At 55.7% G+C, this 22,527-nt stretch carries 19 protein-coding genes; 15 read left to right on the forward strand and 4 right to left on the reverse strand.

The window, feature by feature from the left end; all coding sequences use genetic code 11:
• Positions 1 to 389: 389 nt before the first annotated feature.
• Positions 390 to 1,262, reverse strand: coding sequence for a MurR/RpiR family transcriptional regulator (locus GO984_RS19495; protein ID WP_138164380.1), 873 nt, complete (start codon positions 1,260 to 1,262; stop codon positions 390 to 392).
• Between the two features lie 148 nt (positions 1,263 to 1,410).
• On the opposite strand from GO984_RS19495, the gene GO984_RS19500 reads away from it, so the two are divergent.
• The 7 genes from GO984_RS19500 to GO984_RS19530 all read left to right on the forward strand — a co-directional run bounded on the left by GO984_RS19500 (position 1,411) and on the right by GO984_RS19530 (position 9,472).
• Positions 1,411 to 2,196 carry an N-formylglutamate amidohydrolase gene (locus GO984_RS19500; RefSeq protein WP_157024260.1) on the forward strand — a complete coding sequence of 262 codons (786 nt, stop codon included), beginning with the start codon at positions 1,411 to 1,413 and terminating at the stop codon, positions 2,194 to 2,196.
• Positions 2,189 to 2,785 carry a TRAP transporter small permease subunit gene (locus GO984_RS19505; protein WP_157024261.1) on the forward strand — a complete coding sequence of 199 codons (597 nt, stop codon included), beginning with the start codon at positions 2,189 to 2,191 and terminating at the stop codon, positions 2,783 to 2,785. Before GO984_RS19500 ends, GO984_RS19505 begins: the two co-directional genes overlap by 8 nt.
• Positions 2,785 to 4,287: a TRAP transporter large permease gene (locus GO984_RS19510; RefSeq protein WP_157024262.1), complete on the forward strand. Its 1,503-nt coding sequence runs from the start codon at positions 2,785 to 2,787 to the stop codon at positions 4,285 to 4,287. Before GO984_RS19505 ends, GO984_RS19510 begins: the two co-directional genes overlap by 1 nt.
• 51 nt (positions 4,288 to 4,338) lie before the next feature.
• Entirely contained in the window at positions 4,339 to 5,373 is a 1,035-nt protein-coding gene (locus GO984_RS19515; protein WP_138164384.1) for a TRAP transporter substrate-binding protein, read from the forward strand.
• Positions 5,374 to 5,478: 105 nt separating this feature from the next.
• On the forward strand, positions 5,479 to 6,831 hold the full coding sequence (locus GO984_RS19520) for a glutamine synthetase family protein (RefSeq protein ID WP_157024263.1): 1,353 nt from the start codon (positions 5,479 to 5,481) through the stop codon (positions 6,829 to 6,831).
• A gap of 113 nt (positions 6,832 to 6,944) precedes the next feature.
• Positions 6,945 to 8,327, forward strand: coding sequence for an aldehyde dehydrogenase family protein (locus tag GO984_RS19525; RefSeq protein WP_157024264.1), 1,383 nt, complete (start codon positions 6,945 to 6,947; stop codon positions 8,325 to 8,327).
• On the forward strand, positions 8,327 to 9,472 hold the full coding sequence (locus GO984_RS19530; protein WP_157024265.1) for an iron-containing alcohol dehydrogenase: 1,146 nt from the start codon (positions 8,327 to 8,329) through the stop codon (positions 9,470 to 9,472). The genes GO984_RS19525 and GO984_RS19530 overlap by 1 nt, the downstream gene beginning before the upstream one ends.
• Before the next feature lie 148 nt (positions 9,473 to 9,620).
• Here the strand turns inward: GO984_RS19530 and GO984_RS19535 are convergent, their stop codons facing one another.
• The 3 genes from GO984_RS19535 to GO984_RS19545 form a co-directional block, all read right to left on the reverse strand.
• Entirely contained in the window at positions 9,621 to 10,493 is an 873-nt protein-coding gene (locus tag GO984_RS19535; RefSeq protein ID WP_245231190.1) for a tellurite resistance TerB family protein, read from the reverse strand.
• Between the two features lie 10 nt (positions 10,494 to 10,503).
• Positions 10,504 to 10,950 carry a hypothetical protein gene (locus tag GO984_RS19540; protein ID WP_157024267.1) on the reverse strand — a complete coding sequence of 149 codons (447 nt, stop codon included), beginning with the start codon at positions 10,948 to 10,950 and terminating at the stop codon, positions 10,504 to 10,506.
• A 174-nt stretch (positions 10,951 to 11,124) separates the two neighbouring features.
• Positions 11,125 to 12,129: a LacI family DNA-binding transcriptional regulator gene (locus tag GO984_RS19545; protein WP_157024268.1), complete on the reverse strand. Its 1,005-nt coding sequence runs from the start codon at positions 12,127 to 12,129 to the stop codon at positions 11,125 to 11,127.
• 154 nt (positions 12,130 to 12,283) lie between these two features.
• Between GO984_RS19545 and gap the strand changes: the two genes are divergently transcribed.
• From gap to GO984_RS19585, 8 genes are all read left to right on the forward strand, one after another.
• Entirely contained in the window at positions 12,284 to 13,312 is a 1,029-nt protein-coding gene (gene gap, locus GO984_RS19550) for a type I glyceraldehyde-3-phosphate dehydrogenase (protein ID WP_157024269.1), read from the forward strand.
• 691 nt (positions 13,313 to 14,003) lie between these two features.
• Positions 14,004 to 16,199, forward strand: a complete 2,196-nt coding sequence (locus tag GO984_RS19555; RefSeq protein WP_157024270.1) for a NosR/NirI family protein — start codon at positions 14,004 to 14,006, stop codon at positions 16,197 to 16,199.
• Positions 16,200 to 16,211: 12 nt separating this feature from the next.
• Positions 16,212 to 18,128: a TAT-dependent nitrous-oxide reductase gene (gene nosZ / locus GO984_RS19560; protein ID WP_157024271.1), complete on the forward strand. Its 1,917-nt coding sequence runs from the start codon at positions 16,212 to 16,214 to the stop codon at positions 18,126 to 18,128.
• 4 nt (positions 18,129 to 18,132) lie between these two features.
• Positions 18,133 to 19,389, forward strand: a complete 1,257-nt coding sequence (locus GO984_RS19565; RefSeq protein ID WP_157024272.1) for a nitrous oxide reductase family maturation protein NosD — start codon at positions 18,133 to 18,135, stop codon at positions 19,387 to 19,389.
• Complete coding sequence (locus GO984_RS19570) at positions 19,382 to 20,275, forward strand: ABC transporter ATP-binding protein (RefSeq protein WP_157024273.1); 894 nt, start codon at positions 19,382 to 19,384, stop codon at positions 20,273 to 20,275. Before GO984_RS19565 ends, GO984_RS19570 begins: the two co-directional genes overlap by 8 nt.
• Positions 20,272 to 21,096: an ABC transporter permease gene (locus GO984_RS19575; protein WP_157024274.1), complete on the forward strand. Its 825-nt coding sequence runs from the start codon at positions 20,272 to 20,274 to the stop codon at positions 21,094 to 21,096. The genes GO984_RS19570 and GO984_RS19575 overlap by 4 nt, the downstream gene beginning before the upstream one ends.
• Positions 21,093 to 21,614, forward strand: a complete 522-nt coding sequence (locus GO984_RS19580) for a nitrous oxide reductase accessory protein NosL (RefSeq protein ID WP_167740431.1) — start codon at positions 21,093 to 21,095, stop codon at positions 21,612 to 21,614. The genes GO984_RS19575 and GO984_RS19580 overlap by 4 nt, the downstream gene beginning before the upstream one ends.
• Entirely contained in the window at positions 21,611 to 22,519 is a 909-nt protein-coding gene (locus tag GO984_RS19585; protein WP_157024275.1) for an FAD:protein FMN transferase, read from the forward strand. Before GO984_RS19580 ends, GO984_RS19585 begins: the two co-directional genes overlap by 4 nt.
• Positions 22,520 to 22,527 lie beyond the last annotated feature (8 nt).

Genomic DNA, 22,527 nt, shown 5'->3' on the forward strand with positions numbered 1-22,527 from the left:
CGCTTCAGTCCCATAGTCAGTCTCCTTTGTTGCAGTAAATGCTATCAAAGGAGCGGCATCAAACCGCGACAGGTCCACAGGTCGTAAATTATCAGATACCAATCCCGTCTTTTGGAGTTTGGGGCTACAACTTGGCCAGCAAACATCCAACATCGGATTTAGGGAACCTGCCTCATGACCTTCGGTTTCTTACACCTGAAGTATTTGCATCGGCACGCGTATTTCCAGCCGACTTACTGCCAGAGCGAGCGCTGAGGGTGAATACGATTTTCAATCCGAGCATCTACCATGAATACGCTCGCGACGTATCGGGCTACTAGACAGAGAACTGTACACTGTATGGCAAGTCAGAAGTTCACTGGCGCGCAAGCGATCTAAACATTCAGCTGTTAGGAAAATTTGCGGAACAGTCTTGTCATGTCGAACAGTTCATCCAGCCGGTCATAGCGATCTCGGGTTTCACTCCAGCCTTCTTCCTGAGTTGCCGCAATCATCGCCTCAAGCAACATCATGGTAGAGATATTGGAATCCCAGGCTGACGGAATTTCGACCCAACAATTAAAGCTATGCTGCGCCACTGGTGCAATTGGACTGGCCCATTGATCGGTAATCAGGATGATCTTTACACCGCGATCAGCCGCCAGTTCCGCAAGCCTTTGCAAATTGGTTTCATACCGTCGGACGTCGAACATCAGCAAGGTATCACCTTCGACCATATCCAACACGTAATGCGGCCAGGTAGCTGAGGACGATGTCATATGCGTCACACGCTGCCGGATCGCCTGAAAGTGGGTAAAGGCATAGTCGGCCAACGCACGGGTGATACGCCCCCCAACCACATATAGCCGCCCTTCTGTGTTGGCCAGTTTCCGTACCGCAGAGTCAAACTGTTCTGGATCAATATTGAACAATGTCTGGCCAAGGTTATCTGTCACAGCCTGTGCAAATCTGTTCAGAAGATGCCCTTCGGGGGCCTCGGTGATCCATTTGTCACGCCGCTGAGTCGGCCCCGAAACCTTGGCTTCCAGCTCTTTCAGCAAGGCCTGCTGGAATTGAGGGTAGCCTTTAAAGCCGAGCTTTTGCACCATACGGGCTACAGTTGGCGTCGACACTTCAGCATTGGCTGCCACAATTGTAATCGATGCCAGCCCCGCAGCCGGATAGTTTTCTAGCAATGAAGTCGCGAACTTACGTTCTGATTGGGTCAATGAAGAATAGTGTTCGCGAAGCAGTTCGCGGACGGTGGCGGTTGGATCGGTCAAAACTGCTGTCCCATTCTAATTGCCTACCTTTTAAGCACTTACCACACCAAAAACAATTCTCCTCTACGTCAGGCGCGGTCGCTCCTGAAAAGATATTGACACACTCAAGCCGCCATGGAAAGATCTTTCCAAAATGGGAGAGGGCTGTATGTCATTGGGCGATTCCAACGCTTGCGCGAAGGTCGCGGAGATCAACAATCCGGAGGGATCCGGCGTTGCCTTGATTCTCTGTGAGCATGCCAGCAACCACATTCCTGAAGCCTATTCGGGCCTGGGATTGTTGTCGGAAGACAGGGGCAGCCACGCGGCTTGGGATCCGGGCGCACGCGCCATAGCACTCCATCTAAGCCAGGCTCTGAATTCTCCGATGGTGGCCGGTCGGGTCTCGCGTCTGGTCTATGACTGCAATCGCCCGCCCGAGGCAGCCTCGGCGATGCCTGAAAAATCAGAATTGGTCGAAGTTCCGGGCAACCGGAACCTGACAGACGCACAGCGTCAGTTACGGGTGGATGAAATCTACCGACCGTTTTGCGATGTCGTTGGCGATGTCATCACAAGCCGCAAGGCGGCAGGTATGCAGACCGTTCTGATAACGATTCACAGCTTTACTCCGATCTACTTTGGCCAGCAGCGGGCAGTAGAGATCGGCATTCTTCACGACGATGATCGCGCGATGGCTGACGCCATGCTGGCGAACGCCCATACCCTGCAACATCGTCAGGTAGAACGCAATCAGCCCTATGGACCCCAGGATGGCGTGACGCATTCACTGCAACTACATGGTCTGGCCAATGGTTTGGCTAATGTAATGATCGAGGTTCGCAACGATCTCCTGCGTACACCGGAAGATGAGGTCAAAATGGCCGAAGAATTGTTGGTTCTGATTAAACCCGCTCTTGCCACGTTGGCGCAACAAGGGGGCGACAATGCCTAGAGTGATAACCGGATATATCCGTGGCGTGGACGCGATGAACCGCTTTATCGGCCGGATCGCCATGTACCTGATATTTGTGTTGGTTGGCGTGTTGTTGTGGTCGTCGATTTCCAAGACGTTTTTCTATCCGTCGATCTGGACGCTTGAAACCGCGCAGTTTGTGATGGTTGCCTATTACATCCTTGGTGGCCCCTATTCGATCCAGATGGGATCAAATGTGCGGATGGACCTGTTTTATGGCGGTTGGTCGACCAAGACCAAGGCCTGGATTGATGCTTTTACTGTGTTGTTCCTGATGTTCTACCTCGGCGTACTACTGTACGGGGCGGTTGGATCAACCGCTTATTCCATTGGCTATTTCGGGGTCGAGCCGTTCTCGTTCTTCTGGGATCTGTTTCTGACCCTGTTCACCGACGGCGTGTCGGGTGTCCAAGAAAAACTAGGTTATCTGGAGCGCAGCCCAACCGCCTGGCGGCCCTATCTGTGGCCAGTAAAAACCCTGCTTTGCATTGGTGTCATCCTGATGCTGCTGCAAAGCCTTGCAGAACTGTTCCGGGATATCGGACGTCTTCGTGGAGTTGACCTCTGATGTCATATGAATTGATCGCAATCCTGATGTTCAGCGGTATGATGCTGATGCTGATGACTGGCCAGCGTGTGTTTGGCGCCATCGGCTTTATCGGAGCCGCCGCTGGTATGGCCCTCTGGGGTGTCGGCGGGTCGGATATTCCATTTGCCGCAGCGATGAAGCTGATGAAATGGTATCCGATGCTGACGCTGCCGATGTTCATATTCATGGGCTACGTACTGTCAGAATCCAAGATCGCTGATGATCTGTACAAAATGTTCCACGTCTGGATGGGGGGCATCAAAGGTGGCTTGGCCATTGGCACCATCGGCTTGATGGTTCTGGTGTCGGCGATGAACGGATTGTCGGTGGCCGGTATGGCCATTGGCGCCACCATCGCCCTGCCCGAACTGCTTCGCCGTGGCTATGACAAGGTTCTGGTGACTGGTGTGGTTCAGGCCGGATCGTCGCTGGGCATTCTGGTGCCGCCGTCTGTGGTGCTGGTGCTATACGCAATGATCGCTCGGCAACCTGTTGGGCAGCTTTGGCTGGCCGGTGTGCTGCCAGGTCTGATGATGGCCACGATGTTCATCATCTACATCTATCTGCGCGCCCGTATTCAGCCACATCTGGGACCTGCAATGAAGCCCGAAGATCTGGCCGAGTTCGAGCAGATCTCTGACCATCCGCTGCGGTTGAACTTCATTGTTCTAGGGGCGCTAATCCTGTTACCATTGCTGGCCATGACCGGCCTGTCAGATGCTAAAACCACCGCTGGGATAGCTCTGGCTGCTGCGGTTGGGTCTTTTGCCCTGCGTCACAACCCGATGTTCTACAAAGACGTGTTCATGAAGGAAAAGCACCGGCTGTTGTTCTCAGGTGTGCTGCCATTGGCGATCTTTGCCGCGATGATGGTACCATTTGTCAACGGCTGGACCTCGTTGGTGGAAAGCTCGGCCATTGGCGCGATGACCGCCTTCGTTGCTGCAGTTTTGAAAGGCCGCATGAACAAAGAGGTGTTTGAAACCTCGGTCCGCTCAACACTTGGCATTTCCTGCATGTTCATGTGGATCATCCTGGCCGCACTTGGCTTTGGTGCGATCTTTGACGGTCTTGGTGCGGTCAACGCAATCAAGGACCTGTTCACCAGCCAGTTGGGTCTGAGTCCCTGGATGATCCTGATCCTGATGCAGGTCAGCTTCTTGCTGATGGGCACATTCCTGGATGACACCGCAATGCTGGTGATCGTTGCACCGCTTTATGTGCCGCTGGTGGGCGAGCTGGGCTTTGATCTGATCTGGTATGGCGTGCTCTACACCATCACCACCCAGATCGCCTATATGACACCGCCGTTTGGCTACAACCTGTTCCTGATGCGGGCGATGGCGCCACCTGAGATCTCGCTGCGCGATATCTATATCTCGATCATCCCCTTTGCCCTGATCATGGTTTCAGCGCTGGCATTGGTGATGGTCTTCCCACAGATCGCCACATGGTTACCTGGCTATGTGTACGGAAAATAACCTCGAGAAGAGCCCCGCGAGGGGGCCGGAATTTCAACAAGGAGAAAAAATATGACCACAAGACGTAAGTTTTTGGCCGCAGCTGGTGCCGGTGCAGTTGCTGCACCGCTGGCGACACCTGCCATTGCTCAATCCACCATCAAATGGCGCATGCAGACCTATGCCGGTGCATCGCTGGGTGAGCACGTGATCAAGCCTGCCATCGACATGTTCAACAAGATCGCGGGCGACCGCATGCAGATCGAACTGTTCTATGCCGATCAGCTGGTCCCAACTGGCGAGCTGTTCCGTGCGATGCAGCGCGGCACCATTGATGCGGTTCAGTCCGACGATGACTCGATGGCGTCGCCAACCGAAGTCACCGTATTTGGCGGCTACTTCCCGTTTGGTTCGCGTTACTCGCTCGACGTGCCTGTGCTGTTCAACCAGTACGGCCTGAACGAGATCTGGGACGAAGAATATTCCAAGGTTGGCGTCAAGCACATCTCGGCTGGTGCATGGGATCCGTGCCACTTTGCCACCAAAGACCCAATCCGGTCCTTGGCTGACCTGAAGGGCAAGCGCGTCTTTACCTTCCCAACCGCTGGTCGTTTCCTGAGCCAGTTCGGCGTTGTCCCTGTGACACTGCCATGGGAAGACATCGAAGTTGCGGTACAGACAGGCGAGCTGGACGGCATTGCATGGTCCGGTATCACCGAAGACTACACCGTTGGCTGGGCCGACGTGACCAACTACTTCCTGACCAACAACATCTCGGGAGCATGGGCTGGTTCGTTCTTTGCCAACCAGGACCGTTGGAACGAGCTGCCAGAAGACATGCAGACCCTGTTCCGTGCCTGCTGTGACCAGTCGCACTACTATCGTCAGTGGTGGTACTGGGGTGGCGAAGCTTCCTTGCGGGTCAATGGTCCAAAAATGGAGCTCACCTCGATCCCTGATGAAGAGTGGAAGACCGTCGAAGACGCAGCGGTCAAATTCTGGGACGAAATCGCTGCCGAGAGCCCAACAAAGGCCAAGGTTGTCGAGATCTTCAAAAAGTACAACGCCGACATGCAGGCGGCTGGCCGCCCTTACCGTTACGGCTAAGACTGACTACATATCATCGGAGCTGGCCCCACGCGGGCCAACTCCCTTCATTGACAAATTCCGGATGCAAATTGATTGCCCGGCCTAACATTACAAAGGTTGCTCATGCTTTCCTTCGACACGCTTAAAGAACAGGTTGCCGATGGCACCGTTGATACCGTTCTGGTCTGCCTGGTGGACATGCAGGGCCGCCTGATGGGCAAACGCTTCCACGCTGGTCACTTTGTGGCAGGCGCATGGGAAGAAACCCATTGCTGCAACTATCTGCTGGCCACCGATCTGCAGATGGCCACACCTGACGGTTATGAATCCACCAGCTGGGAACGCGGCTATGGCGATTACGTCATGAAGCCCGATCTGGCCACACTGCGCCCGGTGCCTTGGCTCGAAGGCACTGTGATGGTTCTGTGTGACGTTCTGGATCACCACACCCACAAAGAAGTCCCCCATTCACCGCGCGCCATCCTGAAGAAACAGGTTCAGCGTTTGCAGGCCATGGGGTACGAGCCGATGACCGCCACCGAACTGGAGTTTTTCCTGTTCGAGAAGAGCTTTGACGAGATCCGCAAGTCTGGCTACCGCGATCTGGAGCCGATTTCCGGCGTCAACGAAGATTACAACATCATGCAGACCTCGCGCGAGGAACACGTGATGCGCCCGATCCGCAACCATCTGTGGGATGCGGGCCTGCCGATCGAGAACTCCAAGGGCGAAGCCGAGACTGGTCAGGAAGAGCTGAACATCAAATACGCCAACGCCCTGAGCACGGCCGAGTACCACACCATTGCCAAGCACGCGATCAAGGAGATCGCGCATCAAGAGGGTCACGCGGTGACCTTCCTGCCCAAGTGGAGCCATGACAAGGTTGGCTCGTCCAGCCACGTGCACCAGTCGCTGTGGAAAGACGGCGCGCCTGCGTTCTACGACGAAAATGACGCCCTGGGCATGTCGCCGCTGATGAAAAACTATATGGCGGGCCTGCTGAAATATGCGCCCGACTACACCGCTTTCATGGCGCCCTACATCAACAGCTACAAACGCTTTATGAAGGGCACCTTTGCCCCAACCCGGATCATCTGGTCGGTGGACAACCGCACCGCCGGTTACCGTCTGTGTGGTGTTGGCTCCAAGGCGATCCGGGTTGAGTGCCGCATTCCGGGGTCCGACATGAACCCCTATCTGGCAATGGCCGCCATGCTGGCCGCCGGGATTGCGGGCATCGAAGAAGGTCTGGAGCTGCAAGAACCAACCAAGGGTGATGTCTATCAGGGCAACACCGGCATGATTCCGGGCACCCTGCGCGATGCGGCAGCCACGTTGAAGGGCTCGGAAATGCTGCGCGCCGCACTGGGTGACGACGTAGTAGACCACTATACCCGCGCAGCCGAGGTCGAGGTCGAAGACTTTGATCGCGTCGTGACCGACTATGAAATCGCCCGCGGTTTTGAACAGGTTTGATTGAATTCGAATTCCCACTGCCAGCCGTCTACTGACGCGATTGGCGGTGGTTTTGAAAGAACTTTGAAGAGTGTAACAGGGCAGTTGCTGCCCCTGAAGCTGGAGGTTTGGCAATGGGCCAGACACTGAAGTGTATCTCGCCGATCGATGGATCGGTTTATGCAGAACGCGAAACCTTGTCGCGGGATGCGGCATTTGCAGCCACTGAGCGTGCTCGCTCGGCACAAGCGGCCTGGGCGGCTCGCCCGCTGGCGGAACGCACCGAACTGGTGATGGCTGGTGTTGCAGCAGTTGGCGCCATGAACGACGAGATCGTGCTTGAGCTGGCCCATATGATGGGTCGTCCGGTACGATTTGGCGGTGAATTTGGTGGCTTTAACGAGCGCGCCAGCCATATGGCCAGCATTGCTGAAGAAGCGTTGGCCGACATCGAGGTTGGCGAAGACGCAACGTTCAAGCGTTACATCAAACACGTGCCACACGGCGTGGTGCTGGTGGTTGCCCCGTGGAACTACCCCTATATGACCGCAATCAACACCGTGGCCCCTGCCCTGATTGCGGGCAACACCGTTGTGCTGAAACACGCGACCCAAACCCTGTTGGTGGGTGAGCGGATGGCGGCTGCCTTCCACAGTGCTGGCGTGCCCGAAGACGTGTTCCAGAACGTGTTCCTGGATCACGACACCACATCTGAGCTGATTGCCAAAAAGGCGTTCAACTTTGTCAACTTCACCGGCTCCGTCGGTGGTGGCAAGGCAATGGAACGCGCAGCGGCGGGTACATTCACCGGTGTCGGCACCGAGCTGGGCGGCAAAGACCCCGGCTATGTCATGGAAGACGCCGATCTGGATGCTGCAGTGGACACACTGATCGACGGTGCGATGTTCAACTCGGGCCAGTGCTGCTGCGGAATCGAGCGTATCTATGTGCACGAAAGCCAGTATGATGCGTTTCTGGCCAAGGCGATTGACATCGTCAAAGGCTACACTCTGGGTAGTCCACTGGAAGAAGCCACAACCATTGGCCCAATGGCCAACGTGCGCTTTGCCCAGGAAGTGCGTGATCAGATCGCCGAGGCAGTTGAGGCTGGCGCAGTGGCCCATATCGACACCATGGCCGAGGATGATGGCGGTGCCTATCTGACGCCACAGATCCTGACCAACGTGACCCACGATATGCGCGTCATGCAGGACGAGAGCTTTGGCCCGGTGGTTGGCATCATGAAGGTGTCATCGGACGAGGAAGCCATTGCGCTGATGAATGACAGCCAGTTTGGCCTGACCGCATCACTGTGGACACAGGATGTCGACCGCGCGCAGGCTGTTGGTGACCAGATTGAAACCGGCACCGTGTTCATGAACCGGGCTGACTATCTGGATCCGGGCCTGTGCTGGACTGGCTGCAAAGACACGGGTCGCGGTGGCGGCCTTTCGGTGATCGGGTTCCACAACCTGACACGCCCCAAATCCTACCATCTAAAGAAGGTGACAAGCTGATGAGCCTTGTTGGAAACTGGTCCTATCCGACCGCAATTAAATTCGGCGCTGGCCGGATCAAGGAACTGGCCGAGGCCTGTGCGCAGGCTGGCATCAAGAAACCTCTGTTGGTGACAGACAAGGGTCTGGCAAGTCTGCCGGTGACCCTGTCGACACTCGACATCATGGAGGCCGCAGGTCTGGGCCGCGGCATGTTCTCGGAAGTTGATCCCAACCCAAACGAGAAGAACCTGGAAGCTGGCGTTGCCGCCTATAACGAAGGTGGCCACGACGGTGTGATCGCATTTGGCGGTGGATCCGGTCTGGATCTGGGTAAAATGGTTGCCTTTATGGCGGGTCAGACCCGTCCGCTGTGGGATTTTGAAGACATTGGCGACTGGTGGACACGCGCCGATGCCGATGCCATCGCGCCGATCATTGCTGTGCCAACCACTGCTGGCACTGGCTCTGAAGTTGGCCGTGCCTCGGTCATCACCGACAGCGTCACGCACGCCAAGAAAATCATTTTCCACCCCAAGGTTCTGCCAACCGTGGTGATCTGTGATCCGGAACTGACCGTGGGCATGCCCAAGTTCATCACCGCCGGCACCGGTCTCGATGCCTTTGCACACTGTGTCGAGGCGTTCTCGTCGCCGCATTACCACCCGATGTCGCAGGGGATTGCGCTGGAAGGCATGCGCCTGGTCAAAGACTACCTGCCCCGCGCCTATGCCGATGGCACCGATATCGAAGCGCGCGCGCAGATGATGTCGGCCGCTGCGATGGGCGCCACTGGTTTCCAAAAAGGGCTGGGCGCTATTCACGCCATGAGCCACCCGATTGGCGCGGTGTTCAACACCCACCACGGCACCACCAATGCGGTCTGTATGCCCGAAGTGCTGAAATTCAATGCCAGCGCCATTGCTGATCGCTTTGACCAAGCGGCTGCCTATTTGGGCATCGACGGCGGCTTTAACGGCTTCCGCGCCTATGTGGACGAGCTAAACGACAGCATGGGCATACCACGCAAACTGTCCGAGCTGGGTGTGACCGAGGCCAGCATTCCTGAGTTGGTCAAAGGTGCGATCATCGACCCATCCTGCGGCGGCAACCCGGTTGAGCTGACCGAAGCAAACCTGACAGAGCTGTTCAAAGCAGCCCTGTAAGTACCAAGCTATTCATGGCTGAAGCTCCCCAGTCTCAGGCTGGGGGGCTTTTTTGTTTTGGATAGGTCCGTAAATCGCCCTGTTGATGAACTGGTGCCGACATAGGCGGCTAAACAGCCGCCACTTGTGAACAGCAAGCGCTGCGAAATTAGGTATCAGTTGGTTTCTTTCCAAAGCCAAATTTGGTCGCTGCCCAACCTGTCGCAGATGTCACTGCTTCAATGGGCGCGTAGAGAACACGCTTTGTTGCAGCCGTCGTGGAGTTTGTTGCAGCGAACGAAGACACGATTTTTTCGATCGCCAACTCTTCGCTCTCGTCAATTCTCCCATCAGCCTCTGCAACTTCGTGAAGAAATTCGGTTAGGCCTTTCTGTATTTTTGAGAAGTCGCAATCTGGATTAGTTCGAGCAAATTCGGCGAGTTCCTCGGTCATTTCAGAAAGGCGCACACTGCGGACGTTTTCTTCCAGTAGCTCAATGGCGTGAAGGGCATAGTCGTTGGAAATTCCCCACTCTTCCGAGAAGTAACTACGGATTGCTGACTTCTCTAAATCGTCAACGTTTCCGTCCATCGATGCCACCTTAAGGGCCAGTGCTCCGACCATATCAACAAGCGTCGCTCCCAAAACGTCGATGGGTGTGTTGAAAAATTTGGGGATCTCCTCGACGCGGCTAACTTGGTAGCTACGGAACAATCGACCAACGCCGTAGCTGAGACCGCCTGTCGCCACTGCCGCGCCAATAACCCAGCCCACAGGGGTTAAGGCAGACGCACCAGTAATAAGAGCCCAAACCCCAGTTGGAGCAAAAAAGGTGCTCGCGACACCTGCTGATGCGGCGGCCGCAGCTCCATCTCTTGCAGCGCTACTTACCGCCCACAACTCACTAACTACATTTGCAGTGCGTAATGAAGAGAACGTGGAAGATCCGGCCCCAATTCGCGCCTTAAACCGCTCTTCGTTTTCAACGACTTTGTTCACGCCATCAAAGCTGGCGATCTGTTCTGCTTTTGTATGTTCCATGAGTTTCACTTCAACCTTGCAAAGCCGCAAATTCCATCGCGACCCGCTCCATCGCGTTTTTCATTGCGTTCTGGCGCAGGTCTTCGATCGCACCGGCGGCGATCCCAAGCAGGAAAATCAGTTTATTGAGGGCTACTGCTAGAGCAGGGATGAGAGCGCCAATTGTTCCTGTGCACAGCGTTGTCAGCACAACAGCAACGATGGCTGCAAAGGTCGTGTTTGGAAACTTAGTAACCAGCTTGTATGCAATATCAATAATCCGTCGCCCAACTGCTACAACCGTTTCACCAATTTTAACGGTGACTTTTGCCACATCATACAAAAGCGCTTTGGTGTCTGCAGAAAGCTCTGTGCGATCAAGCATTTCCTTGATTTTGCGGATTGGAGGAGATGTTTGGATATGCTTCAATGCTTGTTCTAATGAAAGCTGTTCAGAAAATTGTTCGTTATTCGCCATCGTCATTTTCTATACGTCCTCAAGTTGCAAGAAACAAAACCTCAGCCATTTGTAAGAGTCAACGCTGAGCATTGTTTAAGCATCGAAAACTGGAACCAACTGACCAAGCAGTGACACTGCCCCCCCATTTAGGACAGACGCGGCCCGAGCCTTCAATCCGTATGAAAGACCAACCTACAGCGACGCGCCCAGACTGATGGTCGGGCGCAAGACCTCTAGCACTGGACCCATATCGCTCTTGGCTGCGCGCGCCTGCAAAATAATCTGTGCGGCGCGTTCACCGATCTGGCGGCGGCAGGCATCAGTCGTGGCCATTTCCAGTGGCAGGCCCTTCAGCAATTGAAGATTGTTGAACCCTGCCAGCGCCACATCACCGGGCACCGACACCCCTTCGGCCAGACAATGCATCAACCCACCCACCGACATCACATCACTGGAGTAGTAGATGCACTCTAGATCGGGATTACGCCGCATCATGCTGGAGGTGAGCTGCCGTCCCGTTTCGATCGAGGAATCCCCGGAATAAAGCTCTTGGTCGTGTAGGTTCATCCCCTGCGCCGCCAAGCCATCGACAAAACCGTCAAACCGTTTTCTGGCGCGAAAATCCTGCGGCATCTTGGTCCCGATAAAGCCGATCTGTTCATAGCCGCGCGATAGGATTAGCTCTGCCATGTCTCGTCCGGCCTCAAGATGGGAAATGCCAACACAATGCCCCACCGGATCACCATCGACATCCATAACTTCGACCACCGGTATATCGGCCTGTTGCAGCATCTTTCTTGTCGCTTCGCTATGCTCCAACCCCGCGACAACTAGCCCCGAAGGCCGCCAGCTGAGCATCTCGCGTATGACCTCTTCTTCTTCTTCCACATCATAGCCAGTGATACCCACCACTGGCTTCAGCGGACTATCTTTCAAGATGGCTGAAATTCCCGACAGCACCTCGGGAAACACAAAGCTGTTCAAAGAGGGGACCACGACGGCCACCAGATTGACCGATTGCGATGACAAAGAGCCTGCAATTCTATTGGGCACATACCCATGACTGCGGGCAATTTCTTCAACCCTTATGCGTGTTTTTTGTGACACATCCGGCGCGCCGCGCAAGGCGCGCGAGGCAGTCATTTCACTGACACCCGCCAGCAAAGCCACATCTTTCAACAATAATTTTTTCGTCATGGCTGCATGGTCACCTACTGCGGCCTCCACCGCAAGGGGGGCGCTACTGATTCAAGACTTGATTTCCATCTCCGTTAGCGATAACGAATAGTCAACCGTTATCGATAACGATACATTGGTGACGATCTCGTATAAATTTGGCGGAGTTGGACATATGACCCTGAAAATCGCAATCAATGGTTTTGGACGCATCGGCCGAGGCGTGCTGCGGGCGCTTATCGAGAATGACACCAGCGACATTGAAGTTGTGGCGATCAACGATCTGTCACCGCCAGAGACCCTGGTACACCTGTTGAAATACGACAGTGTGCATGGCCGTCTGCGGGCTCCGATCACCCTGACCGAAGACACGCTGACGGTTGGACGACACAAAGTACGCCTGTCGGCCATCCGTAATCCGGAAGACCTGCCGTGGCAGGATGTCGATATTGCCTATGAATGCACCGGGTTGTTTACAAGCCGCGAAACTGCTGGGAAACATCTTAAGAACGGATCCAAGCGTGTCCTCATATCGGCACCAGGCAAAGAAGTTGACCGCACTGTTGTGTTTGGCGTCAATCATCAAGAGCTGACCAGCGACGATATCATTGTTTCCAATGCCTCCTGCACCACCAATTGCTTGGCTCCCGTAGCTCAAGTTTTGGACACTGCGTTTGGTATCAAAACTGGCTATATGACCACCATCCACGCCTTTACGGGTGATCAGCCAACTCATGACACCAGTCACAAAGATCTGTACCGCGCCCGAGCTGCTTCGGTGTCAATGATCCCCACTTCAACTGGCGCAGCCAAGGCCATAGCTGAGGTTCTGCCGCATCTGAAAGGTCGGCTTGAAGGTTCTGCGATCCGGGTGCCAACTCCAAATGTATCGCTCGTTGATCTCAGCTTTGTGCCAGAGCGCCCTGCCACCGTAGACGGTATCAATCTGGCCCTGCGCACCGCTGCCGAGGGAGAACTGGCTGGGATTCTATCTTATGAAGAAGACCCAATGGTATCGATCGACTTCAACCACGATCCGCATTCCTCGTGTTTTGCTGCTGCGCAGACCAAAGTAACCGAAGATGGTTTGGTGCGCATTGTAGCCTGGTATGACAATGAGTGGGGCTTCTCGAATCGCATGATCGACACCGGTCGAAAAATCGGACAGCTGATGCGCGACGAACGGATGGCACTGGCCAGCTAGACTCTCGGAATTAGCAGACTTTTCAATACACTCCCCAAGACCCCAACTGCTCGCACGCTCCGGCATGCGAGCAATTTTTATGCGAGAATTCAACGAATTAACGTCACGAGACCTCTGTTTGAAAGCAGTTTAAATTTGGCTCGGATTACCCGTTTTTGTTGTTCTAGATCAAAGATGTTGGGCGAAACTAAAGGGTAGGTTGGCGACGAATTAACAAGTCGGCTTACCTAATGCTCGCCCCTCGCCAAATCTCAACTGCAACGCGTCTCCGCCCCGCTTTCCCAACTTGGGTTAAAGCGCTGGTGGCGTCTTGTGCGCTGCTGCTGCAATTGGTGTTGCCAGTGGGTTCTCACCCGGCAAACGCGGGCGAATGGATGGTGATCTGCGGATCCGAAGGGCCCGCACTGGTGCAGGTCCAGCTGGCAGATGAAGACCAAGAAACTTGCCCCATGTGTGACAGTTGTCAAATGTGCGGAGAGTTCAACTCGGCCAATGCTTTGCTATCTGGCACCAGTGTTCCTGCTGACTTATCCCATTCATCTAACAAAGCCATCATATGCAATGACGCCGTTGGCGCCAATCCGGCGCAATTCTGGCCTGCCAGCCGTGGACCCCCTTTGGCTCAAGTGTTCACAGTAGGCCTTTTCAGCCAACGCCCCCATGCCGCAACCCCGAACAAAGGAGGTGCGTCATGGACTTAAGACGCGCGATCCCGAGCCTCGCAAAAACACTTGCCTGCCTCCTCGTAACTACACTTTTCATGGTCGCCTCGAACGCCAAGGCCGATAGCCTTGCCAGCTTTCTAGCAGACCTGACCCCTGTAGAATTAGCGCCCGGAGCCGAGGCCTTTGGCCCGGTGTCACCGGACACCAAGGTTGCCCCGGTTCTAAAGGACGGCAAACCCGTCGCCTGGGCGTTCCTGACCTCCGATTTCGTTGGCACCACCGGTTACTCCGGTAAACCCATCCATGTTGTCGCTGCAATTGACAGCGATGCGGTGCTGACTGGTGTGAAACTGGTCAAACACTCGGAACCGATCATCCTGATTGGCATCCCGAACTCAAAAATGATCGCTCTGACCGAAGGCTATGCCGGTCTTGACCTGAAGGCCGAGGCTGCCACTGGTGGCGAGGCACATGATCTGGACATCATTTCTGGTGCTACCGTCACAATCATGGTGATCGACGACAGTCTGGTGCGGGCCGGCATCAAGGTCTCGCGCCTGCTTGGTCTGGGCGGGTTGTCGCCACAGGTTGCCGATGGCCCACGACGTGAAGTCGATATGGCGCAGGATGCGACTTATGACTGGTCTACCCTGTCCGGTGACGGATCAGTGCGCCGCCTGACTTTGGACATTGGCCAGATCAATACCGCCTTTGCGGCGACTGGTGACGCACGTGCCGCCAAGCGTCCAGAGCCAGGTGAAGCTGACGACACATATATCGACATGCACATGGCGCTGGTCTCGGTTCCATCCATTGGTCGCAGCCTGTTGGGCGATGCCGAGTATGAGAACCTGACCGAGTGGTTGGAAGAAGGTGAACAAGCCATTCTGGTGCTGGGTCGTGGAGCCTATAGCTTCAAGGGGTCCGGCTATGTGCGCGGTGGTATCTTTGACCGTATCCAGCTGATCCAGGGCGACAACTCAGTTCGTTTCTTTGACAAGCAACAGCGTCGTCTGGGTGATCTGGCCACTGCTGACAGCCCTAGCTTTACTGAGTTGGATGTCTTCAAGATCCCAGCGGATGCCGAGTTTGACCCTGCTGAACCGTTCCGCCTGCAACTGCTGGCCCAACGGGCGGTTGGCGCAGTTGAAAAGACATTCCTGACTTTTGACCTGGGTTACAAGCTGCCCCAACAGTACCTGCTGCCCGTTGCAGCGCCAGTCATCGTCAACAGCGACACAGATGAGGCCGCAGCCAAGACCGCGCTGTGGCAGCGGATCTGGAAAGATAAAACCGTCGAAATTGGCATCCTGGGCGTCATGCTCTTGGTCTTGACCGGCGTCTTCTTCTTCCAGTTTCAGGCGACCGCCAATGCCCGCGTATTCTACTGGTTCCGCATCGGCTACCTCAGCTTCACTCTGGTCTTTCTTGGCTGGTATGCAAACGCACAGTTGTCTGTGGTCAACCTGTTGGCCCTGGCTGGCAGTCTGCGCAGTGGCTTCACCTGGGATGCCTTCCTGATGGATCCGCTGGTGTTCATCCAGTGGTTTGCCATCGCCGCTGCCCTGCTGTTCTGGGGTCGTGGAGCCTATTGCGGCTGGCTGTGCCCCTTTGGCGCCCTGCAGGAACTGCTGAACAAAGCTGCCCGCGCTCTGAAGGTTCCGCAGTGGACCCTACCCTGGGGCCTGCATGAACGCCTGTGGCCGCTGAAGTACATGATTTTCCTTGGTCTGTTTGGTCTGTCGATGGTGTCGATGACACTGGCTGAGACCTATGCCGAGGTTGAACCGTTCAAAACCGCCATCATCCTGAAGTTCGTACGCGAATGGCCCTTTGTTATCTTTGCCGTATCGCTGCTGGTTGCTGGCCTGTTCATCGAACGCTTCTACTGCCGCTATCTGTGCCCGTTGGGTGGCGCACTGGCGATCCCTGCCCGCATCCGCATGTTTGACTGGCTGCGCCGCTATAAGGAATGCGGCAGCCCCTGTCAGACCTGCGCCAACGAATGCCCCGTTCAGGCCATTCACCCAACCGGTGAAATCAACCCGAACGAGTGCGTCGACTGCCTGCACTGTCAGGTTCTCTACCAGTCCGAAAGCAAGTGCCCGGTGGTGATCAAACAGATCAAACGCCGTGCCAAAGTCGGCACCACCGACATGAAGATGCCCATCGGACAGCCACCGGCGAACCACCCGAACGCCAAGAAATCCACCGTTTCCTAAAGGAGAAACACAATGTCAGAACAAGACAACACACTAAACGTCACCCGTCGTGGCCTTTTGGGTGCCACAGCAACTGGCGCCGTCATGGCAACAGCTGGTGTTGGCGCAACCCTGATGTCCGCCAAAGAGGCTAGCGCCGCCGCCAAGGCCGCATTGGAGCCAGGTGAACTGGATGACTATTATGGTTTCTGGTCCTCGGGTCAGACCGGCGAGCTGCGTATCATGGGTGTGCCATCCATGCGTGAATTCATGCGCGTTCCAGTGTTCAACCGCTGCTCGGCCACTGGCTGGGGTCAAACCAACGAGTCCAAGAAGATCCTGACCGAGGGCCTGCTGCCGGAAACCAAAGAATTCCTGGCGGCCAACGGCAAGGAAACATACGACAACGGTGACCTTCACCACCCTCACATGTCGTTCACTGATGGCGTCTATGACGGCCGCTTTATCTTTATGAACGACAAAGCAAACACTCGTGTTGCTCGTGTGCGCTGTGACGTAATGAAATGCGACAAGATCATCGAGATCCCAAATGCCATGGACATCCACGGCATGCGTCCACAGAAATACCCACGCACCGGTTATGTCTTTGCCAACGGTGAGCACGAAGCACCACTGGTCAACGACGGCAAGATCCTGGACGAACCTTCGGAGTACGTGAACATCTTTACCGCCATTGACGGCGACGAGATGGAAGTGTCCTGGCAGGTGATCGTATCGGGTAACCTCGATAACACTGACTGTGACTATCAGGGCAAATATGCCTTCTCGACTTCGTACAACTCGGAAATGGGTATGACCCTGGCCGAGATGACCGAAAGCGAAATGGACCACGTTGTTGTGTTCAACATCAAGGCCATCGAAGAAGCCATCGCTGCTGGTAACTACGAAGAGCTGAACGGTGTGAAAGTGGTTGATGGCCGCAAGAACGCCGGTTCGAACTTCACTCGCTACATTCCGATCCCGAACTCACCACACGGTGTGAACGCAGCACCCGACAAAAAGCACATCATGATCAACGGTAAGTTGTCGCCAACCGTTTCTGTGATCGATGTTGAAAAAGTCGACGCACTGTTTGCTGACAACGCGGACGAGCGCTCGTGCATCGTTGCAGAACCAGAGCTGGGCCTTGGTCCTCTTCACACTGCGTTCGACAACAAGGGCAATGCCTACACCACCCTGTTCCTGGACAGCCAGGTTGTGAAGTGGGACATCCAGAAGGCAATCGATCTGTATGCTGGCGCGGATGTTGATCCGATCCTCGACAAAGTCGACGTGCAGTATCAGCCGGGTCACAACTCGACCTCGATGGGTGAAACCGCCGATGCCGATGGTCAGTGGCTGATTTCGATGAACAAGTTCTCGAAAGATCGGTTCCTGAATGTTGGTCCGCTGAAGCCAGAGAACGAGCAGCTGATCGACATCTCGGGTGACAAGATGAAGGTTGTCCACGATGGCCCAACCTTTGCCGAGCCACACGACAGCATCATTGTTCGCCGTGATATCGTGAACCCGGTCAACGTCTGGGACCGCAACGACCCAATGTGGGAAGATGCGCGCATTCAGGCCGAAGCTGATGGTATCGATCTGGAAGAAGGTGCCGAGGACATCATCCGCGACAAGGATGATCCAACCAAGGTGCGCGTCTACATGACCAGCCAGGCGCCTATGTTCTCGATGGAGAAATTCACAGTCAACCAGGGTGACGAAGTAACAATCTATGTCACCAACCTGGATGACGTGGATGATGTGACCCACGGTCTGTGTATGGCCAACTTTGGTGTCGCCATGGAAATCGGCCCAATGGCAACCGCATCGGTTACCTTCATTGCTGAACGCCCCGGTGTTCACTGGTTCTACTGCCAGTGGTTCTGCCACGCGCTCCACATGGAGATGCGCGGTCGGATGATGGTCAAACCTCGCGAGGCTTAAGAAAATGCGTTGGCTCCTACCCATAGTTTCACTGATCTGCTCACCTGCTTTGGCGGCTGAGTGGGACGTGCCCAACCGGGCGGGAGCCATTGCGGCAACACTGGCGCAGGCGGCGGATGGAGACACCCTCCGCCTCGCCCCCGGTACTTATACCGAAACCATTACATTAGACCGGCCCATCACCCTGGATGGGCGCGGCGTTGCCGTGATTGACGGCGGCGGAACCGGAACTGTGATTACCGTCACCGGCCCGGATGTTATTGTCTCCGGCCTTACAGTTATCGGCTCGGGATCAGATCACGAGACCCTCGACAGTGGGATCAAACTGACCAAGACGGCCAAGGCGCCGCAAGTTCTGAACAATACCCTACGCGGCAACCTGTACGGAATCGACATTCACGGCGCGCGCGATTCGCTGGTTGCTGGCAACACCGTAGAAGGCCGCCAGGACCGCCACATGAACGCGCGTGGCAATGGCATCTATGTCTGGAATGCTCCCGGTTCTGTGGTCGAAGACAACTCGGTCCGTTGGGGTCGCGATGGCATCTTTGTCAACAGCTCTAAAAAGAACATCTTCCGCAACAACGAATTCCGCGATCTGCGGTTTGCGGTGCACTACATGTATGCCGATGACTCTGAAGTGTCCGGCAATGTCTCAATCGGCAACCATCTAGGTTATGCCGTGATGTTTTCCACCCGTGTGCGTGTCACCGACAATGTGTCGCTGAATGACCGCGATCACGGGATTATGATGAACTATGCCAACAAAAGCATCGTGACCGGGAACTATGTCAAAGACGCATCGGGCAAATGCACGTTTTTGTACAACTCGCACAAGAACGATTTCAGCGGCAACTGGTTCCAGGGCTGCGATATCGGCATCCATTTCACCGCCGGATCGGGCAACAACCGCATGGTAGAAAACAGTTTCATCGGCAACCGCACGCAGGTCAAATACGTGTCGTCCAAATGGGTGGAATGGTCCGAACAGGGCCGTGGCAACTATTGGAGCGACTTTGCCGCCTATGATGTGGACGGCAACGGCATTGCCGATACCCCCTATAGACCCAACGATAGCATGGACCACGTCTTGTGGACCCAACCCGCCGCAAAGATGCTGCTTGGCTCACCCGCCGTGCAGCTGGTGCGCTGGTCGCAGGCCGCCTTTCCGGCACTGTTGCCGGGTGGGGTGATGGACAGCCATGCGCTGATGGCCCCGGTCAAACCGACGGCAAGCAATAAGGTAGCACAGGATGGATAACAGCCTGATCATCAAATCCGTGAACAAGTTTCGCGGCAAAACACAGGTGCTGGAGGACATTGATCTGTCAGTCGCCCCCGGAGAACGTTTGGCCCTTCTGGGTCACAACGGCGCAGGCAAGTCGACCCTGATCAAATCAATCCTGGGCCTGACCCCAATCCATGGCGGCAGCATTTCGATCAACGGCGCCGCGCCGGGATCTGCAGCGGCACGTAAGGATACCGCGTTTCTACCCGAGGCGGTGAGCTTTCACCCTGCACTGACCGGGCGTGAGCAGCTGAGCCTATTTGCCAACCTGTCGGGTGCTTCGGCTGATGTCCCTGCCCTATTGGAACGGGTTGGGTTGGCGGATGCTCTGGATCGCCGCATTGGCACCTACTCCAAGGGAATGCGGCAGCGATTGGGGTTGGCACAGGTGTTGCTAGGTCGCCCAAAGGTGGCGCTGTTGGATGAGCCAACAAGTGGGTTGGACCCAATCTCACGCCAAGACCTTTATGCCATCATTGATGAGCTGGCTGAACAAGGTACCGCAGTGTTGATCGCCAGCCACGCCCTGACCGAGGTAGAGGCCCGCACCGACCGCATTGCCATCCTGCGTAAGGGTGTGAAGGTTGCGGACAATACGCTGGCCGAACTGTCGTCCGAGGCAGCCCTACCGACCCGCCTGCGCATCACCGCGCGCGCCGGTGAGATTGAAAAACTGGCACAGCAGGTTGGTGGCACGCGTGTCAACGGTGCTTCGGTTGAGCTGTGTTGCAGCGCCGACCAAAAGATGGCCGAGCTGCGCCGGATCGCGGCGCTAGGGGATGTGGTGGTTGATATCAGTATGACCCCACCCCGTCTTGAAGACCTCTATCGTCATTTTGCCAAGGAGAACCGTCAATGACCCCGCGTGCCCTTGCCATTGCCGGATCCGAGCTGCGGATCCTGCGTCGTAACCGCTGGCTGTTCATGGCCACACTGATCATGGTGTTGTTTGCGCTGGCGCTGACCTTTGCTGGCAGTGCGCCAACCGGTAGCCTCGGTGTCGATATGCTTACGGTTTCAGTGGCCTCAATGACCACACTATCCGTGTACCTCGCGCCACTATTGGCGCTGATGATGTCCTTTGATGCCATTTCCGGCGACCGGGATCGCGGTAGCCTTTCGCTGTTGCTGTCCTACCCTGCTGGGCGCGGGGAAATCCTGTTGGGCAAGTTTCTGTCCCACCTTGCTGCGCTTGCTTTTGCCATGACCGTTGGATTTGGCACCGCTGGTGCCCTTGCCGCGTGGTCGGGCGGAGCTGGGGCTGACAGCCTTCTGGCGCTTGGCCGTTTGATTGCGACCTCGATCCTGCTAGGGGCAGTGTTTCTGGCCTTGGGTTATGGCGTATCATCGATCTCTAGCAGCTCGACCGCAGCTGCAGGTCTGTCAGCCGCGATCTGGTTGATCTTCGTGGTGCTGTATGACCTTGGCCTGCTGGGTGCCGTGGTGATGGATGAAGGTGGGTTCTTTACCCAGTCCATTTTCCCTTGGCTAATGGTCGCCAACCCGGCCGATGCGTTTCGGGTTTGGAACATTGCCGCGTCTGAAACTGTGGCAGTTACCAGCGGCATGACCGGTGCCGCAAGCGCCCTACCCGCCTGGGCAGCACCTCTGTCTTTGCTGCTCTGGCCAGTGATCGGCTTTGCCCTTGCCCGTCTTGCATTTGGAAGGGTTGAACCGTGAAGCTTATAATCCCCATTTTGGCTACACTGGCCTTGGCCGCCTGCCAGGAAGAAGAAGCTAAAGCGCCACCGCCGCCAGCAGACTTAACCGTAACTGCGCTTAGCTTTTTCTGCCAAATGAACATTGCAGATCACGGCGGGCCCAAAGGGCAGGTACACCTCGAAGGATATCCTGCGCCTTTGTTTTTTGCTCAGGTCCGCGATTTGGTCGCCTACCTCAAAAGCCCTGAACGCGATGCAAACATCACAGCGATTTACGTCAGTGATATGGGCCGCGCCGCGTCTTGGGAGGAACCCGGCATTGGCAATTGGATCTTGGCCAATGACGCTCTGTTTGTCGTCGGAGCCAATGTCGCCGGTGGCATGGGTGCCCCTGAGATCGTGCCTTTTGCCCAATCAAATGCTGCGCAGCCATTCATTGATTTATATGGCGGTACGTTGCTGCCCTTGTCCGAAATTCCCGATGACGCCGCACTGGCTCCCATCGACTTCTCCCAACAGCTGGAGACCCCTTCATGACCACACTGACCCGCCGCCGGTTTTTGACCATTTCCGCCGCAGCCGTTGCCCTACCCGTGCAGGCCGCGACTGTGCCCATGGCCAATTGGAGCGGCATCGCACTTGGCGCACCTGCCTCGCTGCAAATCGCAGGACTGACCACAGAACAAGCCACTCCGGTTTTTACAAAAATCGAAGGAGAGCTATCCCGCCTGGAACAGGTTTTCAGTCTGTACAAAAATGGATCGGAACTCAGCCGTCTAAATTCAAATGGGATTTTAAAGGCTCCGTCCCCGGATATGTTGGCAGTGCTCAGCTTGACAGGTGCAATCCACGCGGCCACCAACGGTGCATTTGATCCCACAGTCCAGCCACTGTGGCAAAAATCCGTCGGAATGAAATCACCAGATAGCACAACAGGCTGGCAGCACCTAAGATTTGACAGCAGCGCAGTTACGTTTGCTGCCCCTAATGGGGCTCAAATGGGGCTGACACTAAATGGCATCGCCCAAGGCTATGTTACTGACCAAATTGCAGCAGTGTTGCATGACGCAGGCCTGCGTGACGTGCTGGTAGACATGGGTGAAGTCCTGGCTAAGGGAAGCCCAGCACCGGGCCGCGACTGGAACGTGGGCATTGCCGCACCTGAAGGCCAAGTTGTAGAGCGCTTGACCCTATCTGACCGGGCTCTGGCCACATCTGCTCCGTTTGTGCCCAATGCCGGAGGTCAGATGACAGGGCCACATATTTTACCGCCAACACCACGGCACAAGGTTCAGCAGACATTGGTTTCAATCTCTGCGCCTACGGCAGTTCTTGCCGACGGGCTTTCCACGGCGTGCTGTCTACTTAGCGCCTCACAAATCAACCAAGCTCTTTCTCATTTCCCAAACACCCAAATTGAGACACGACAAGAGCTGTCCTAACACCACCA

The organism is Parasedimentitalea huanghaiensis (assembly GCF_009753675.1).
Taxonomy (GTDB): Bacteria; Pseudomonadota; Alphaproteobacteria; order Rhodobacterales; family Rhodobacteraceae; genus Parasedimentitalea; species Parasedimentitalea huanghaiensis.

Bases quoted from the DNA above. Each gene is read 5' to 3' on its own strand.
- GO984_RS19500 (WP_157024260.1), top strand. From the start codon at position 1,411: ATGTCATTGGGCGATTCCAACGCTTGCGCGAAGGTCGCGGAGATCAAC.
- GO984_RS19505 (WP_157024261.1), top strand. From the start codon at position 2,189: ATGCCTAGAGTGATAACCGGATATATCCGTGGCGTGGACGCGATGAAC.
- GO984_RS19510 (WP_157024262.1), top strand. From the start codon at position 2,785: ATGTCATATGAATTGATCGCAATCCTGATGTTCAGCGGTATGATGCTG.
- GO984_RS19515 (WP_138164384.1), top strand. From the start codon at position 4,339: ATGACCACAAGACGTAAGTTTTTGGCCGCAGCTGGTGCCGGTGCAGTT.
- GO984_RS19520 (WP_157024263.1), top strand. From the start codon at position 5,479: ATGCTTTCCTTCGACACGCTTAAAGAACAGGTTGCCGATGGCACCGTT.
- GO984_RS19525 (WP_157024264.1), top strand. From the start codon at position 6,945: ATGGGCCAGACACTGAAGTGTATCTCGCCGATCGATGGATCGGTTTAT.
- GO984_RS19530 (WP_157024265.1), top strand. From the start codon at position 8,327: ATGAGCCTTGTTGGAAACTGGTCCTATCCGACCGCAATTAAATTCGGC.
- GO984_RS19535 (WP_245231190.1), bottom strand. From the start codon at position 10,493: ATGGAACATACAAAAGCAGAACAGATCGCCAGCTTTGATGGCGTGAAC.
- GO984_RS19540 (WP_157024267.1), bottom strand. From the start codon at position 10,950: ATGGCGAATAACGAACAATTTTCTGAACAGCTTTCATTAGAACAAGCA.
- GO984_RS19545 (WP_157024268.1), bottom strand. From the start codon at position 12,129: ATGACGAAAAAATTATTGTTGAAAGATGTGGCTTTGCTGGCGGGTGTC.
- gap (WP_157024269.1), top strand. From the start codon at position 12,284: ATGACCCTGAAAATCGCAATCAATGGTTTTGGACGCATCGGCCGAGGC.
- GO984_RS19555 (WP_157024270.1), top strand. From the start codon at position 14,004: ATGGACTTAAGACGCGCGATCCCGAGCCTCGCAAAAACACTTGCCTGC.
- nosZ (WP_157024271.1), top strand. From the start codon at position 16,212: ATGTCAGAACAAGACAACACACTAAACGTCACCCGTCGTGGCCTTTTG.
- GO984_RS19565 (WP_157024272.1), top strand. From the start codon at position 18,133: ATGCGTTGGCTCCTACCCATAGTTTCACTGATCTGCTCACCTGCTTTG.
- GO984_RS19570 (WP_157024273.1), top strand. From the start codon at position 19,382: ATGGATAACAGCCTGATCATCAAATCCGTGAACAAGTTTCGCGGCAAA.
- GO984_RS19575 (WP_157024274.1), top strand. From the start codon at position 20,272: ATGACCCCGCGTGCCCTTGCCATTGCCGGATCCGAGCTGCGGATCCTG.
- GO984_RS19585 (WP_157024275.1), top strand. From the start codon at position 21,611: ATGACCACACTGACCCGCCGCCGGTTTTTGACCATTTCCGCCGCAGCC.